Annotated in this window: 19 protein-coding genes; 10 read left to right on the plus strand and 9 right to left on the minus strand. The window is 46.8% G+C overall.

All coding sequences use genetic code 11. From position 1 onward, the window contains the following. The first annotated feature begins 6 nt into the window (after positions 1-6). The 5 genes from BM292_RS01335 to glnS all read left to right on the plus strand — a co-directional run bounded on the left by BM292_RS01335 (position 7) and on the right by glnS (position 4,605). On the plus strand, positions 7-417 hold the full coding sequence (locus tag BM292_RS01335; RefSeq protein ID WP_233340210.1) for a hypothetical protein: 411 nt from the start codon (positions 7-9) through the stop codon (positions 415-417). Beyond that, positions 414-1,172: a 5-oxoprolinase subunit PxpA gene (locus BM292_RS01340; RefSeq protein WP_342742007.1), complete on the plus strand. Its 759-nt coding sequence runs from the start codon at positions 414-416 to the stop codon at positions 1,170-1,172. Before BM292_RS01335 ends, BM292_RS01340 begins: the two co-directional genes overlap by 4 nt. A 1-nt stretch (position 1,173) precedes the next feature. Beyond that, positions 1,174-1,896: a 5-oxoprolinase subunit B family protein gene (locus BM292_RS01345; protein WP_165383894.1), complete on the plus strand. Its 723-nt coding sequence runs from the start codon at positions 1,174-1,176 to the stop codon at positions 1,894-1,896. Further along, positions 1,893-2,858 (plus strand): 5-oxoprolinase subunit C family protein, encoded by a 966-nt coding sequence (locus BM292_RS01350; RefSeq protein ID WP_092854548.1) that lies wholly within the window; start codon positions 1,893-1,895, stop codon positions 2,856-2,858. The genes BM292_RS01345 and BM292_RS01350 overlap by 4 nt, the downstream gene beginning before the upstream one ends. Positions 2,859-2,943: 85 nt before the next feature. Continuing rightward, positions 2,944-4,605 carry a glutamine--tRNA ligase gene (gene glnS, locus BM292_RS01355; protein ID WP_092856825.1) on the plus strand — a complete coding sequence of 554 codons (1,662 nt, stop codon included), beginning with the start codon at positions 2,944-2,946 and terminating at the stop codon, positions 4,603-4,605. An 81-nt stretch (positions 4,606-4,686) separates the two neighbouring features. Here glnS and fur read toward each other — a convergent pair whose 3' ends face one another. The 4 genes from fur to BM292_RS01375 all read right to left on the minus strand — a co-directional run bounded on the left by fur (position 4,687) and on the right by BM292_RS01375 (position 6,793). Beyond that, on the minus strand, positions 4,687-5,136 hold the full coding sequence (gene fur / locus BM292_RS01360) for a ferric iron uptake transcriptional regulator (protein WP_092854550.1): 450 nt from the start codon (positions 5,134-5,136) through the stop codon (positions 4,687-4,689). 38 nt (positions 5,137-5,174) lie between these two features. Further along, on the minus strand, positions 5,175-5,699 hold the full coding sequence (fldA, locus tag BM292_RS01365) for a flavodoxin FldA (protein WP_092854552.1): 525 nt from the start codon (positions 5,697-5,699) through the stop codon (positions 5,175-5,177). A gap of 25 nt (positions 5,700-5,724) precedes the next feature. Beyond that, positions 5,725-5,940, minus strand: coding sequence for a DUF2788 domain-containing protein (locus BM292_RS01370; RefSeq protein ID WP_092854554.1), 216 nt, complete (start codon positions 5,938-5,940; stop codon positions 5,725-5,727). Positions 5,941-6,010: 70 nt separating this feature from the next. Continuing rightward, positions 6,011-6,793, minus strand: a complete 783-nt coding sequence (locus BM292_RS01375; protein ID WP_092854556.1) for an alpha/beta fold hydrolase — start codon at positions 6,791-6,793, stop codon at positions 6,011-6,013. Positions 6,794-6,898: 105 nt separating this feature from the next. Here BM292_RS01375 and seqA point away from each other — a divergent pair, with 105 nt between their 5' ends. Together seqA and pgm are read left to right on the plus strand one after the other, a co-directional pair. Continuing rightward, entirely contained in the window at positions 6,899-7,441 is a 543-nt protein-coding gene (gene seqA / locus BM292_RS01380; protein ID WP_092854558.1) for a replication initiation negative regulator SeqA, read from the plus strand. Then, the gene (gene pgm / locus BM292_RS01385) at positions 7,441-9,081 is read left to right on the plus strand and encodes a phosphoglucomutase (alpha-D-glucose-1,6-bisphosphate-dependent) (RefSeq protein ID WP_092854560.1); all 1,641 of its coding nucleotides are present in this window, start codon (positions 7,441-7,443) and stop codon (positions 9,079-9,081) included. The genes seqA and pgm overlap by 1 nt, the downstream gene beginning before the upstream one ends. Here the strand turns inward: pgm and BM292_RS01390 are convergent. Continuing rightward, entirely contained in the window at positions 9,078-10,394 is a 1,317-nt protein-coding gene (locus BM292_RS01390; RefSeq protein ID WP_092854562.1) for an MFS transporter, read from the minus strand. The two genes, pgm and BM292_RS01390, sit on opposite strands and share 4 nt — an antisense overlap. A 154-nt stretch (positions 10,395-10,548) precedes the next feature. Between BM292_RS01390 and BM292_RS01395 the strand changes: the two genes are divergently transcribed. Together BM292_RS01395 and hda are read left to right on the plus strand one after the other, a co-directional pair. Next, the gene (locus BM292_RS01395) at positions 10,549-11,628 is read left to right on the plus strand and encodes a DUF2066 domain-containing protein (protein ID WP_177203771.1); all 1,080 of its coding nucleotides are present in this window, start codon (positions 10,549-10,551) and stop codon (positions 11,626-11,628) included. Then, complete coding sequence (gene hda / locus BM292_RS01400) at positions 11,625-12,308, plus strand: DnaA regulatory inactivator Hda (RefSeq protein ID WP_233340209.1); 684 nt, start codon at positions 11,625-11,627, stop codon at positions 12,306-12,308. Before BM292_RS01395 ends, hda begins: the two co-directional genes overlap by 4 nt. Here hda and BM292_RS01405 read toward each other — a convergent pair. From BM292_RS01405 to arsC, 3 genes are read right to left on the minus strand one after another with little or no spacing between them, the layout of a single operon-like run. Beyond that, positions 12,301-12,696: a DUF2069 domain-containing protein gene (locus tag BM292_RS01405; protein ID WP_092854566.1), complete on the minus strand. Its 396-nt coding sequence runs from the start codon at positions 12,694-12,696 to the stop codon at positions 12,301-12,303. The two genes, hda and BM292_RS01405, sit on opposite strands and share 8 nt — an antisense overlap. Further along, complete coding sequence (locus tag BM292_RS01410; RefSeq protein WP_092854568.1) at positions 12,693-13,280, minus strand: flavodoxin family protein; 588 nt, start codon at positions 13,278-13,280, stop codon at positions 12,693-12,695. The genes BM292_RS01405 and BM292_RS01410 overlap by 4 nt, the downstream gene beginning before the upstream one ends. Next, positions 13,277-13,633, minus strand: a complete 357-nt coding sequence (arsC, locus tag BM292_RS01415; RefSeq protein ID WP_092854570.1) for an arsenate reductase (glutaredoxin) — start codon at positions 13,631-13,633, stop codon at positions 13,277-13,279. Before arsC ends, BM292_RS01410 begins: the two co-directional genes overlap by 4 nt. Before the next feature lie 47 nt (positions 13,634-13,680). Between arsC and BM292_RS01420 the strand changes: the two genes are divergently transcribed. Continuing rightward, the gene (locus BM292_RS01420; RefSeq protein ID WP_092854572.1) at positions 13,681-14,151 is read left to right on the plus strand and encodes a TlpA family protein disulfide reductase; all 471 of its coding nucleotides are present in this window, start codon (positions 13,681-13,683) and stop codon (positions 14,149-14,151) included. 2 nt (positions 14,152-14,153) lie between these two features. Here the strand turns inward: BM292_RS01420 and bepA are convergent, their stop codons facing one another. Beyond that, the gene (bepA, locus tag BM292_RS01425; RefSeq protein WP_092854574.1) at positions 14,154-15,602 is read right to left on the minus strand and encodes a beta-barrel assembly-enhancing protease; all 1,449 of its coding nucleotides are present in this window, start codon (positions 15,600-15,602) and stop codon (positions 14,154-14,156) included. Positions 15,603-15,759 lie beyond the last annotated feature (157 nt).

Raw genomic sequence — 15,759 nt, forward strand, 5'->3', positions numbered from 1 at the left:
GAAAAAATGATGTCATTAACCACGCGATTAGTGATTTTAGCAGGCTTGGTAGGTCTGATGTTTTATAATGCCAGTGAACAACAATTGTGGGCCGCAATTATTGATTGGCAATTGGGGTGGTATAAATTAGGGGTGCCGATTGCGTGGGGGATTATTCTTGGCGCATTAGTGAATTTGTTAGGCGGTACCGTGCTATTGAAGTGGCTCGAGCCAATTACTTTGGTAGCAGCCTCACTGATTACACTCGGATTAACCGGCGCCGCAGCTGTGTACGGTGCTCACCAAATTGGTGGGTTAACCTTAGCACCATTATTTATTACCAGTGTCGGTGTCGGCGTGTATCTATTTGCCTATAGTTATGCGCGGTTTACTGGCGCGCGCAGTCAAAAGTCAGAGGATTCGGTTGATAAGCAGTGATAATCAAACTTAATTGTGACATGGGAGAAAGTTTTGCCGCATGGCAGATGGGCGATGATGATGCGGTTATGCCGCATATTGATATGGCCAATATTGCTTGTGGGTTTCATGCTGGTGGGCCAGCCATTATGGCGCAAACCATTCAACTGGCGCTTCAACATCAGGTCGAAATAGGAGCGCATCCAGCTTACCCTGACTTGGCCGGTTTCGGCCGTCGGACATTGCATTTTCCGCCAGCTGAACTAAAGGCGATATTGCATTATCAAATTGGCGCCATGCGCGCTTTGTGTAATCAAGCGGGCGCCGATTTGAGTTACGTCAAGCCGCACGGCGCTTTGTATAATGACATGCAACGCGATCAAGAACTGTTTGAACTGGTTTGTCGTGTGGTTGCTGAACAAAACCAGATGTATCCCGAGCAACCATCGTTATATTTATTAACACTGGCTACAGCGAATAACTCAATCCAGCAACGTATTGCGGAGCAAACGCAAGTGACCCTTTGTTTCGAAGCATTTGCAGATAGACGCTACGAAGCCGATGGGACCTTGCGATCGCGCCAATATTCAGACGCTGTGCTAACGGATCGCAATGCGATTTTGGCGCAAGCACGTGCGTTTGCGAACGGCGAGCCAATCATAGCCAGCGATGGTTCGCAGCTGCAGCTTGTCCCACAAACACTATGTGTGCATGGCGACAACGCTGAATCTATCGCAACTGTCGTTGCCATTCGTCAAGCCTTGAATGGCGTCTAGTATGCAGGTTTCGATAGAAGTTGCCGGTATTGATTCGGCCATGGTCGTTTTTGAACCTAAAGTTAATAAGCAATTGAATCACCAGGTTCATATTTTGCGCGATATGATCATTCGGGCACAGCCAAGCTGGTTGATCGATGTTGTCGCTGCTTACCATAGTTTAATGATTGTTTATGATATCCAAACGACTGATTTTGATCGCGTAGAGCAGTGGCTCAAGAACCAGTTGAATCAATTACAACAGCATAAAGTTGATGGGCATCAGGCTAACATTCACGAGTTTTTTGTGTGTTTCGATGCTGAGTTTGCGTTGGATATGGAACGTGTATGCGAACACTCTTGCTTGAGTTCAAGCGAAGTTATCGAGCGTTACAGCGCAGAAACGTATCATGTTTATACCATTGGTTTTGCTCCCGGATTTGCCTATCTTGGTGATGTTCCAGAGCCCTTGCAGGTGCCGCGCGTTGACACACCGCGTACCAAAGTGCCAGCGGGTAGTGTTGCCATTGCTAATCAACAAACCGCAATTTATCCACGTACTTCACCTGGCGGTTGGAATATTATCGGTCGCGTAGCAGGCTGGCGCACGCAGTCAGGGTTACAATTACGAGCCGGTGACCAAATTCGCTTTATCGCTGTCTCGAAACAACGCTTTATTGAGATAGAAGCAACTGCCAACGTACGTTTTGAGGGTTCTGCGGGTTCTACAGAGGGGCAGTCATGAGCGGTCGTAGTCAATACGCAGCCCTTCGCATCGAACAGCCCGGGCTACTGACAACCTTGCAGGATTGGGGTCGATTTGGGCATTTATCGCAGGGAATCACGCACGGCGGGCCAATCGATGAGCGTGCATTTCTATGGGCGAACAAGCTATTAGGTAATAAAGCAACAGCCGCACAATTAGAGGTCACACTGGGTGGTTTGAGCGTCACTGCGTTATCTGACAGCTTTTGGGTGGTCTGCGGTGCACCGGTGCGGCTGACTAAAAACCAACAACCGATATCAACGTGGGAAGTCTTTTCGGTACAAGCCGGTGATACAGTGCGTATCGATGCACCAGAGCGAGGCTTGCGTAGCTATCTTGCGGTAGCAGGGGGACTTAAGGCCACACCAAGCTTTGGCTCAGTGGCCACGGTGATGCGCGATGGATTGGGAGGCTTGCACGGTGACGGTTTACCATTGCGTGGCGGAGATGAATTAAATGCCGGCGCATACAATGCCAGTGGTGTGGTTCCGTTTCGACGTCCTCAGCATCAATTCGTACCACGTATTTCGAGTACGTCAGAGTTATGTTTACCTATTATTGCAACAGCGCAATATGAGCAGTTTGAGGCGCGAGCTCGGCAACTCCTGGTGCAACAAACCATGCAGGTAACCGCCAAACAAGATCGTATGGGAGTGAGACTGCAGGCGTCGGAGCCGATTTTATGGGCGCAGCCACAGATTATCTCAGAGCCACTGCCGCTTGGCACTATTCAAATTCCGCCGGATGGGCAGCCTATCATCATGTTAAACGACTGCCAAACACTGGGTGGCTACCCGAAAATTGGTGTGGTGAGTTGGTCAGGCCGGATGGCTCTAGCACAGGCAACGGCCGGCACATCACTGCGTTTTCAACTCATCTCGTTGGCACAGGCTCAAGCTGAGGTAAAACAGGCTTATCGTTTCTTTAACCTCACTCTATAGGTCTTGCGTAGGTGTCGATAAACTGCGATCATAACGCTCATTTTTTTGAATTAGCATCGGAGTAGAATAATTCATGGCCGCAGATATGGCAGCAAACGCGCCCCGCAGTAATTTTATCCGCCAAATTATTGACCAAGATCTGGCTTCAGGGAAGCATCAGAGCGTCCACACGCGTTTCCCACCAGAGCCGAATGGTTTCCTTCACATTGGTCATGCTAAATCGATCGTGTTGAACTTTGGCATTGCGGAAGATTATCAGGGCAGCTGTAACCTGCGCTTTGACGATACTAATCCACTGAAAGAAAAAGTGGATTACGTCAATTCTATTCAGGCCGATGTGCAATGGCTCGGTTATACCTGGGAAGGTAAGCCACGCTATTCATCAGACTATTTTGACCGTTTACATGGCTACGCAATTGAACTGATTGAAAAAGGCTTAGCGTACTGTGATTTTTCGTCGCAGGAGCAAATGCGAGAAATGCGCGGTACCTTGAAAGAGCCAGGTACCAATAGCCCGTATCGCGACACTGCCGTTGACGACAATCTGAAGATTTTTGCCGATATGACCGCCGGTAAATATCAAGAAGGCGAAGTGTGTTTGCGCGCCAAAATTGATATGAGCTCGCCATTTATGTGTATGCGCGATCCGGTAATTTATCGGGTGCGTTTTGCCCATCACCACCAAACTGGTGACAAGTGGTGCGTTTATCCAATGTACGATTTTACCCATTGTATTTCGGATGCAATCGAAGGTATTACACACTCATTATGTACACTGGAGTTCCAAGATAATCGCCGTTTGTATGATTGGGTATTGGACAACATCAGTATTGATTGTCACCCACAGCAAATCGAGTTTTCGCGCTTAAATCTGCAATACACGGTGATGAGTAAGCGTAAGCTGAACTTACTGGTGGAAGAGGGTAAGGTAAGCGGCTGGGACGATCCACGCATGCCAACCATTGCCGGCATGCGCCGTCGTGGTTATACACCAGGCTCGATTCGCGAGTTCTGTCATCGCATCGGGGTTACCAAAATGGATAACCAAGTTGAGATGAGCATGCTCGAAGCCTGTATTCGTGACGAATTAAACCAAAATGCACCACGTGCGATGGCGGTGATTGATCCGGTTCGTTTGGTCATTGAAAACTACCCAGAAACTCACGAAGAACAACTGAATGCGCCAAATCACCCGAATGATGAAAGTATGGGGACGCGTCAGGTTCCGTTTGCACGTGAAATTCTAATTGAGCGCGAAGATTTTCGTGAAGAGGCGAACAAGAAATATAAGCGTCTGGTATTAGGAAAAGAAGTTCGTTTGCGTAACGCTTACGTAATTAAAGCAGAGCGCGTAGAAAAGGACGCCGAAGGCAATATTACGACCATTTATTGCACATATGATCCAGACACCTTGGGTCAAGATCCTGCGGATGGTCGTAAAGTGAAAGGGGTGATTCATTGGGTAGCTGCCGCTCACGCACTGCCGTGCGAATTCCGCTTGTATGATCGTTTGTTCCAAGTGCCAAACCCTGGTGCGGAAGAAGACTTTTTTAGCACCTTAAACCCAGAGTCGTTGGTGGTAAAACACGGCTTTGTTGAGCCTAGTTTGGCTGTTGCTAGTGCTGAGCAAGCTTACCAGTTTGAACGTATTGGCTATTTTTGTGCTGACAGTAAAGATAGCGAAGAAGGCAAGCTAGTATTCAACCAAACGGTTGGTTTACGCGATACTTGGAGCGATAGCGAATAAATTGCTGCCCAATAGATAACGCAAAAACGAAAAACGCGACAAGATGTCGCGTTTTTTATGTCAATCTGATGGCTGGCTTAATTAGTCCATATCAGCGTTTTGATTGTTCACACATGTGTCTGGTGCTTTGCACTCACCATATAGATATAAACTGTGATTGGTTAGCTTAATATTATTAGCTTCAGCAACTTGCAGCTGACGTTGCTCAATCACGTCGTCCTCGAATTCGAAGACATGACCACAAGTTAAACACACCAAATGGTCGTGATGATCTTTCGCGCTCAACTCAAACACTGAGCGGCCACCTTCAAAGTGGTGACGACTTACAATACCGGCATCGTCAAATTGATTGAGCACACGGTAAACCGTGGCCAAGCCAATTTCTTCGTTTTTCTCGAGTAATATCTTATACACATCTTCAGCGCTAATGTGCTGATTATTTGGATCTTTTAAAATCTCTAAGATTTTGACTCGGGGAGACGTGACCTTAAGGCCAGCTTTTTTTAATTGTAATTCGTCTTTGTTGCTCATGATTTCTTCGCTACTCGAGTTCGATTCGCTAATAATGCTTAGCCCAATTGATCTAAGCCCATTTCGTCACGAATTTGTGCACACCATTTTTGCACGCGCTCTTTCGTGAGCTCAGGTTGACGGTCTTCGTCAATGCCTAAACCGACAAAGTGATCATCATCAACTAATGCCCGCGATGCTTCAAATTCATAACCATCTGTTGCCCAGTGACCAATGATGATGCCGCCGCGAGCCTCCACGATATCACGAATAGTACCCATCGCATCTAAAAAGTATTCAGCGTAGTCTTCTTGATCACCACAGCCAAAGATCGCGATCAGCTTGTTGTTGAAGTCAATTTCTTCCAATTCAGGGAAAAAATCGTCCCAATCACACTGGGCTTCACCGTAATACCAAGTTGGAATGCCAAACATGAGCAAATCGTATGATGCGATGTCTTCTTTGCTTGATTTTGCGATATCAAAAACATCGATCAAGTTTTTGCCCAATTCTTTTTGGATCATTTGCGCAACAGCTTCAGTGTTTCCAGTGTCGCTACCGAAAAATATACCTACACTTGCCATAGAGTCTTACTACCTGCTGTAAAAATTAAAGACCTGCTTCCCAGAATGCTTGAATAATGCCTTTCGCAATAAAGCCAGCGCACCCTAAAAATAATACCAACCAAACAAACCAACGACCAAATTTTGGCACATCACCTTTTTTCAGAACATCTTGAATAGCTAATCCAATGAGTACAAACAAAAACGCAATGGCGAAATTAGTACCTAAGGTTTCAATCAATTCATAATGTTCTGACAGCATAACAGTAACACCTGATTCTTGGTTATTTGGATCATTTCAAAAAGAACGCAGAGTATAGCACGAACGCCACTTAGGTGCGAGAATGATTCTCAATAAACGCCCGTACCAGCCGATTGAAAATGCGTGGTTTTTCTGCGTGTAACCAATGTCCAGTACCCTCTATTATTTTCACTTCAACCTGACTAAAGCGAGCCTTAATTTCGTCGGCATGGTCATTCATTAAGTAGTTGGAATCACCGCCTTTAATAAACAAAATTGGGCCATCATAGCTACCATCACGCACAGCACCTGAAATTTCTTCATAGCAGCTATCTAATGTCTCGAGATTAATGCGCCAGTGATAACCATTGTCGTCGCGTCGTAAATTTTTTAACAAGAACTGACGTACGCCTTTGGTATCGATATGCTGGGCGAGTTGCTTGTCGGCATCAGTACGACTATTTACTTGGTTCAGATCGAGTGCTTTCAAAGCTTCGAGTATATGTCGATGCTTTGGGTCATAAGCAACGGGAGAAATATCTGCGGCAATGACGCTTCGCACGCGTTCTGGGTAGGTCAGTGCAAATTCCATAGCGATTTTACCACCCATCGAGTGACCAACGATATGCGCCGAATCAATCTTGAGTTCGTCGAGCGTTGCGGCTAGGTCCTTTGCCATATCCGCATAGTTCATATGGTCGCTGTGAAAAGAGTCGCCATGATTTCGGGCATCAACCAGAATGACCTGATAGTCTTCGCTTAAATCGCGACCGAGGCCTTTTAGATTGTCTAAATCGCCGAATAGACCGTGAAGTAAAACCACGGGTTCGCCGCTACCTATCACTTCATAATTAAGAATCTGTGCTGTGCTCATGTTGAATTCCTGTACCCTAGCCGATGCTTGGGTATAATAGCGTGCAGAAGACGTGCCTTAAAGCACCATCCATAATTAATATAGCTAACGAGAAGCGATCGGGTAATGACCAAACGCATTGAAATTGATGATGAATTATACCGCTATATTGCCAGCCATACTCAACATATTGGCGAGAGCGCATCGGCAATCTTACGTCGTTTACTTGGCCTAGGCCCAGCTGAGCAGGTAACCGGACAACCGGTTATTGCCATGCCCGAAGTCGATGACGCAGCTGCAGTAGCAGCGGATAATAGCGAAGGCCTAGGCCGACGCACCATTTTTGATGTGATGACGCGCGCCGATCTGGCTGGTCAACGGAGTATTGTCGCTCGTTTTTTATATATCTTGAGCATGCTTTATAAATGCCATAGCAAAAAGTTTGATGCGGTGTTGCAGATTAGTGGCCGTGATCGGCAGTATTTTGCAAAAACTGAGGCAGAACTCGAGGCCTCGGGAACGAGTACGAATCCCAAACAAATTCCGGATGCCCCTTATTATGTGGTAACCAACAATAACACCACGCGTAAGAAATCAATGCTAACCCAAGTTGCACTCGAATTGGGTTACTCACAGGAACATGCAGAAAAAATTAGGGACTTTTTATAATGGCTTTGCATCCTCGCGCCGGACAACCGGCAGCAGCTGAAGATTTAACCAATATTGCCCAACTGGTTAGTGCCTATTTTGTTAACGAAGTTGACCCACGAAACCCACAACAGCAAGTTAAATTTGGTACCTCAGGGCACCGCGGTTGCGCACTCACTAGTTCATTTAATGAAGCTCACATTCTCGCAATAAGCCAGGCTTTAGTTGCTTATCGCGAAGAGCAGGGTATTACCGGACCTTTGTTACTTGGTCGCGATACTCATGCATTGTCAGAAGCAGCGTACATGACTGCACTAGAAGTATTTATTGGTAATGGTATTGAAGTACATATTCAAACGGATGATGGTTACACGCCAACACCAGTGATTAGCCACGCGATTTTGCGATACAACCGTGGGCGTAGCAAAGATTTATGTGATGGGGTGGTGATTACTCCATCGCATAACCCACCAACCGATGGCGGTTTTAAATACAACCCGCCGCATGGTGGGCCTGCTGATACAGATGCTACTAAAACCATCGAAAAATATGCCAACGCGTTGTTATCTTCGGAGTTGATGGGCGTGAACGCTGTTTCTTATGCAGAAGCACGTGCAAGTAAAAAGTTGAAGCAAGTAGACTGGCGTAAAAACTATATTGAGAGTTTGCATGAAGTGATTGATATGCAAGCCATTGTGGACGCAAAATTGCGAATTGGTGTTGATGCGATGGGTGGTGCAGGTGCCGCTTATTGGGCTCTCATTGCTGAGCACTATGGCCTAAATATCGAGGTTCATCATGCCGACGTCGATGCGAGCTTCCGCTTTATGAGCCTAGATAAGGACGGCAAAATCCGTATGGATTGCTCATCGCCCTATGCCATGGCCAGCTTACTTAAGCTTAAAGACCAATACGATATTGCTGTGGGTAATGACCCAGATTATGACCGCCATGGGATTGTCACGCCAACACACGGTTTGATGAATCCAAATCACTATCTTGCCGTTGCTATTGATTATTTGTGCAAGCACCGTAACTGGAAACCTGAGCTCGCTATCGGAAAAACGCTCGTCTCAAGCGCTATGATTGATCGTGTTGTGGCGCAGAATCAGCGTGAGTTGCGAGAAATGCCAGTTGGTTTCAAATGGTTTGCCCAAGAGCTATTCGCAGAAACAACGGCCTTTGGCGGTGAAGAAAGCGCTGGTGCCAGTTTTCTTGACCGCGAGGGGCGAGCATGGTCAACCGATAAAGATGGCATTATCTTAGCCTTGTTGGCGGCAGAAATTTGCGCCGTTACCGGGAAAAACCCGAGTCAATATTATGATGGACTCTGCGCCGAACATGGTACGGCGTATTACAAACGTATTGATGTGGCGTCATCGGCTGAGATGAATGCTGGTTTTAGCGGTATTCGTGCCTACAAGCTCAAGGTAGCTGAGTTGGCTGGTGATGAAGTCATGGCTATCACCACCAAAGCTCCGGCAAATGATGCATTAATTGGTGGAGTTAAAGTGACCACTGCAAATGGTTGGTTTGCAGCTCGACCATCGGGTACCGAACCAGTTTATAAAATTTATTGTGAGAGTTTTGTCAGTGCCGAGCACTTAGATGCCCTGGCTGAACAAGCTCAGCAACTCGTCACCAGTTGGGTGCAAGCCTAAACGCTTGCACCACCGGAAGGGCGCTGATCATCTTGTGATTCAGCGTCTAACTGGGCTTCCTGATACTCTTCATCCAACAGTTCTTGCTCATTCGCTAACGTTGTTAAAAGCTCATCAGATGTTTGTGTGGGTGCCAACATTGCATACGCGCTATGCGATTGATCGCCAGCTTTCGCTCGTTTGGTAACGCGATATAACGAGTAACCGCAAACAATACTGGTGAGTACCATGATTAATAAGAAGAAGTAATTCACTGCGCCAAATTGCATGAGGGCGGCGACCGAAGGGGCGCCGATAATCGAACCGATACCACCGACTTTGATGATAGCGCCAGTTGCGCCAACCATCTGGTCCTTTTCAAGAAAATCATTGGTATGTGCCATACCGAGAGAATAAAGCGGTAACGCGCACGCGCCAAAGAGGCCAACGCATAAGTAAATGAGCCAAGCGACCGATGCATCTAGTTGCGATAAGATAAACGCCATGATGGCCGCCGTACCTGCACAGAACGACATGACGATGCGTCGATCGATACGATCTGAGAGCAGACCGATTGGCGCTTGGGCAAGCATGCCGCCGAGTATAAAAGACGCCATAAATAGTGATACTTGCGCCACTGATAAGCCAATGTAGGTGGCATACATTGGCCCGATACCGTAAAACATTGCATAACATGCTTGCATGATGAAAGCATTCACCATTCCGAGCGGCACTACTTTTAGTAGGCTACTGATAGCAACTTTGCGCGGTTCATGCGTTGTTGGTTCAACGGTAACGGAGATTAAAATTGGAATGAGCGACAAGTTAATTAACAACGCAACCAACGCAAAGGCAATAAACCCAGCTGGGTCGGTGATACCAAGAATGAGCTGGCCAGCGACTAATCCACCATAAATCAGCACCAAGTAAACAGAAAGCAAGGTGCCGCGATTCTTGTTATCGGCCATAGTGTTCAGCCAACTTTCAACGATCACGAAGATAGCTGAAATCGCAAAGCCAGTTAGAAAGCGCATGACAAACCATACGATAGGGTCAATCCATATTGCTTGAATGAGGATAGAGGCTGCCGCTAGCGCAGCAAGGCCGCCAAAGGCTCGAATATATCCCACTCGACGAATATCTTTGGGGGCGCGCGTGGTACCGAACAAGAAGCCAATAAAATAGGCTGACATGATGATACCGGTGGTGAGGGTACCGAAGTTTTCAATCGTGGCGCGTAAACTCAACAATGTACTGGTCATGCCGGTGCAAATACCAATAAGCGTAATACTTGTCAGTAAAGAGCTTATAGCGCGCAATTGTTGCTTAAGCATGAGACGATCCTTGAGTTTGTCACGATGAATTTATTGAGCGAGTTTATCACGTTGGTAAATTTTCGGAAACGTCAAGAGGTTATCCACAGCTTGTTACTTGCGAGCAAGCATAGGGCTGTTTATGATGAGCACAAGATGTTGTGATGAGGTAGCTATGCGAACCCTAAAAATCGCTGTAATTGGATTATTTATAATCGCTCTTAATTTGCTCGCGCCTTTGCAAACAGGGCATGCAGCCGTTGAAGTGAAACAGCTTTATCAAGCTCGTGTGGCAGTAACCAGCCAAGCCACCAGCGAACGTAATGAAGCATTGCGCACAGCTTTAACAAACACGCTGTTGAAAGTTTCTGGCGACGATGCAGTTCTAGAGCATGAATCTGTGCAATTAGCATTGCAAAATGTGCGTAATTTTGTGGTTCAGTATGGTTATCAACAAGCTGCTGACGAACTGTTATTGTGGGTGCAGTTTGACCAACCTCAGATTGACCGGGTCATTCAACAAGCGGATTCTGGTGTTTGGAGTAGTCGTCGCCCAGAATTATTGTTTTGGGTAGTTGCTGAGGATGAAAACTTACAACGGCAAATTCTGGGGGGCGGTGAAGACTGGCCGGTCATCAATGAATTACGAAAAGCTGCGCAAACACGTGGCTTACCGGTGAAATTGCCGTTGCTAGATTTAAATGACTCCATGAGTATTTCAGTGGTTGATTTGTGGGCTCGTTTTGAAGATAGGATTACGTTTGCAAGCAGTCGATATGATGCTGATGGGGTGGTTGTCGCACGACTATATCAAGCCGATAGTGCAATAACGAGCGATGAATGGATGCTGGATTGGACATTGGAACTCGGCGGAATGCGCTGGCGCGGCGAAGTGAGTGCCATGCAACCTGAGTTACTTGGCGGTATGTTAGTAGCTGACGTCACACAACAATTGTCGCAGCGGTTTCGAATCGGTACTAATGCAGACATGGCAGGAACTTGGCGGATAAAGGTAAATGATTTGAGCCAGTTTATGGATGTATTACGGGCTGAAAAGTTACTTCTCGAGTTGCCGTCAGTGAATCGTGTCCAACTTATGCAGTATGGCGAGCACGAAGCTGAATTTGAGTTGTATATTCAAACCGACCCGGCACAAATTATGCAGGCGATTGATTTGAGTCGCACGTTCATTCCGATCAATCCAGAACGTCGGTCTGAGTTCGAAATGCCAGTTTATCGCTGGAGTCAGTCTTGAGTGCAATAGCGCAATTACCTTTAGCCGTTCAACTTCCCGATGACGAAACGTTTGCGACCTTTGTGCGAGGCGCGAACCAGGAGTTAATCCAGGTATTACAGCAGCTTCCTGATGGTTTAACTTATCTTTGGGGCGCCGAAGGCGTGGGTAAAACGCACCTCCTACATGCTTTGTGTGCGAATACTGAAGAAGCAGTAATGTACGTACCGCTGGCTGAATTACATGACCAAGTGCAGCCACAGATTTTACAGGGTCTTGAGCATTATTCTTTGATTTGCTTAGACGACATTGATGCCATCAGTGCCAATGAAAATTGGTGTTTTGAGCTATTTGCGTTGCTAAACCGGGTGAAGGATGCTGGGCGGGGTTGTATTGTCATCACCGCAAAACATGCACCGAGTCACTTACAGGTAGCAATAGCTGATGTCCATTCGCGTTTGCAGTGGGGATTGAGTATGCACGTTCATGCGCTCACCGATGAAGACAAGGCGCGAGCTTTGCAAGTTCGCGCAAAAGCGCTGGGTTTACATTTAGCTGACGACGCAGCCCAGTTTATGGTGCAACGACTTGGGCGAAATATGCGAAGTTTATTGGTATGTTTAGCCCGATTAGATCGGGCATCCATAGCAGCGAAACGGCGTTTAACCATTCCTTTTATCAAGGACGTTCTCGCTATTTAGAGCTATCTTTTAGCTTCTTTAAGCCTAAGCCTAAAGCCTTACCTTGACGTCGCGCATACCAAGTGCACCCGACAAAAGCCGCGCTGGTTAGCACGAGCTCAGCGATAGCGAAGCCTCTTTGTTCTGGCGCGACATAGAGCATGGTAAGACTATGCAGAAAGTACCACATTAAAATGAAATTCGCCCAAGCATAGGTGTATGGTTTACCTCTCAGCATACCTGGTAATGCGAATAGCAACGGCACTATCCAGAGTCCAATCCGAAATACCACACTAAACTCGCTGTCACGTTGACACCAAACTTGCCAGATAATCATTAAGGCGAGTAAACCGAGATAGCTTGCCAGTGCAAGAAATCGAATTTGTCGAGTTTTTTCATCTAGGATCATAGCGTACCTTGCTCTCGTGCTGTTTTTAAAGCTTCTGCAACGACTGTGACGCGTTTACCAAGAGCGACCGCTGCTTGATATTCGTGATCAGTTAATTGCTTGCCATGGCCATGTTCAACGTGACTTGCGCCATAGGGCGATGCCCCTGAGACGGTTTGTTGAATGGCTGGTTCGGTATATGGAATGCCGCACAGTACCATGCCGTGGTGAAGGAGTGGCACGCCCATCGCGAGAAGAGTTGATTCTTGACCGCTGTGCATACTGCTTCCAGAGGTAAACACTGCCGCGGGTTTACCTTCGAGTTCACCTTTAAGCCAACTGATGCTGGTTTGTTCCCAAAACTGTTGTAATGCACTTGCCATGTGGCCGAAGCGCACTGGGCTGCCGAGTATTAACCCGTCACATTGCTTTAATTCATCTTTATTAATCGTTAGATCGCGCTGGCTGGCTGGGTCACCAGCGCCAGTTACCGTGCGCAACAGCGGCTCGCCGCCAGCTTTCAAGATCCCCTCAGCAAGGGCATCCGCCAATGCTTGGGTTGCACCGTGACGACTGTAATAAAGAATAATAATGTTGACACTCATGCAGGTAATATCTCAAGCACTGCTTCTGGAGGACGGCCTAAACGCGCTTGATTGCCCACCACCACAATCGGGCGTTCAATCAGTTTTGGGTGTTCGGCCATTGCCTGAATCAATTTTGATTCGTCGTGTTGATTGGCCAAATCGAGCGCTTTATACGTATCTTCTTTTGAGCGCATCAATTCACGCGCTGAAATAAAACCGAGTTGTTGTATCAAGGTTTGTATTTCTGTCACACTAGGTGGTGTTTTTAGATACTCAACAATCTGCGGTTCAATATGATGTTGTTCGAGTAATTGTAGGGTTTGGCGGCTCTTTGAGCAGCGTGGGTTGTGATAAATCGTTACCTGTGCCATTGCTGTGAATCCTCGATTAAATAATGCTTTAGCTTAAGGGAAACTCTATGCGTTGTCGATTTTTGCCAGCAGTGACGTTGGCTTCATTAGTTTTTTTAAGCGGCTGTCAGCCGGCCGCAGATTTTTCCACTGATACTGATGGTAGCTATAGCTGGCAACAGCTTGAAGGTGGTTATGTGGTCGTGAATTATTTTGCTGAATGGTGCGCGCCATGCTTGCGGGAATTGCCCGAACTCAATGAGTTTCATGAACTTTACGGCGATCAGGTGAAATTACTTGGCGTGAGTTTTGATGGGCTAAATAACGAAGAGTTAGCGGCATTGCGGGCTGAATATAATATTCAGTTTCCATTAATTCAAAATGAACCGTTGCCGATGTTGCCATTTGCTCAACCCAACGCCTTACCGGCAACGTATATCGTGACCCCGAGTGGGGAAATCAAAGGGCCGCTATTAGGTGAGCAAACCCTGGAAACTTTGGCGAAAGCAACGGATTTGGAAGTGCCGCCGGGGCATTAGTTTTATGAACTAAGCTTCTGCAACAACTGCTTTTGTTCCATGAGCTGCTCAATGCGAGCCTGCAAGCGTCGCTTTTCAATCTCTAGACCGCTTTGTTTGTGCGCTTTATGCAAGTGATCAATGGCTTGATCAAAGGCGCCATATAAAGCGGCCAGTTCAGCTTGGGTTTCATGCATTGAACTGCTGTTACCATTTAACCGGTAAGCAGTAGCTAATAAGTCGAGTGCTAATACATTATTTTCGTGACGCTGCAGGAATTCGCGAAGCAAAGCGATAGCTAAGTCATATTGTTTAGCTTCTACGGCCACATTGGCGAAGTTGAGCGTAATCGTTTGTTCATTTGGTTGCCGCATATAGGCATTTTCAAGCGTTTTCAACGCATCATCATTACGATTTTGAGCCAACAAAATATCGCTTTGAACATCGATAAAAAATGTGTTCATTGGGTCCCGTTTCAGAAGCGGGGCTAACACGTCTTCAGCTTCTTGGGCTCTACGGTTATCCAACAACACAATCGCCAACGCGTAAGTTGCCGCTGTTTTAATGTGCTCAGAAGGCGCAGACTCTATTTGGCGACGGAGTTCGGCCTCGCTAAACTGCCTTAAGTGACGAGCTTGAATTCGATATTTTGCTAACAAAAATGCTTGTGCGTCACGAACTTCGGGGCGCCGCATTGATTCAGCTCGGGCTCGCATATCGGCAAGTCGATTCTCGCTGTATGGGTGCGTTAATAAAATTTCTGGTGGACGCGATGTATAGCGATATTTTTCACTCAAACGACCAAAGAAATCCGGCGAACCCATCGGGTCAAAACCAGAATTAACTAAAATGGACAAACCAACGCGGTCCGCTTCTTGCTCAAATTGGCGGGTATAATTAATTTGCATTTGCTGCGATACGCCCATGGTGCCGGTCAATGCGGCCATACCAAGTTGCGGATTGATGACCGCTAGAATGACCGACCCTAACATGGCTGCCATTGTAGTTGGTGAGGCGTTGGACATGCGTTCCATATTACGAACGATATGGCGTTGAGAAACGTGGGCAATTTCGTGTGCCAAAACGGCAGCTAGTTCACTCTCGGTTTGAGCCTCAGAAATTAATCCTGTATGAACACCAATATAGCCACCAAAGAAGGCGAAGGCGTTAATGTCTTTTTGGTTTACCCAAAAGAAGCTAAACGGGAACCGAACGCCATCTGCTTCTCTTACCATTCGTGAACCAAGGTCACGTAAGTATTCATCGAGGACAGGGTCACCGACCAATGGTGCTTGTGCGCGCAACTGCCGCATGTACATATCGCCGTAGATACGTTCACGATCGATAGTCATGACCGAAGCACCAGCAGTACCGATTTCGGGTAAGCGATCTTGTGCCTGCGTGCTGTTCGCACTCAATGCGATTATAAGTCCAAGCGAGACTGCTGTGATGGTTGCAATATACTGCTTCATTTAATACGCCTAATTAACCTGCTGCTTCGAGTATAAAATTGTGAAAAGGTTCCCGTTTTCAGCATGCAGCTCTGTTACTCTGGTACGTTCAAAGCTATGATGTGGTATCTATGGGTGGCATGCAATATCTTTACCCGAAATTTTGGAGCTGCAGCAA

Origin of the sequence: Pseudidiomarina tainanensis (assembly GCF_900115255.1) — a bacterium.
In the GTDB taxonomy this organism is placed as follows: domain Bacteria; phylum Pseudomonadota; class Gammaproteobacteria; order Enterobacterales; family Alteromonadaceae; genus Pseudidiomarina; species Pseudidiomarina tainanensis.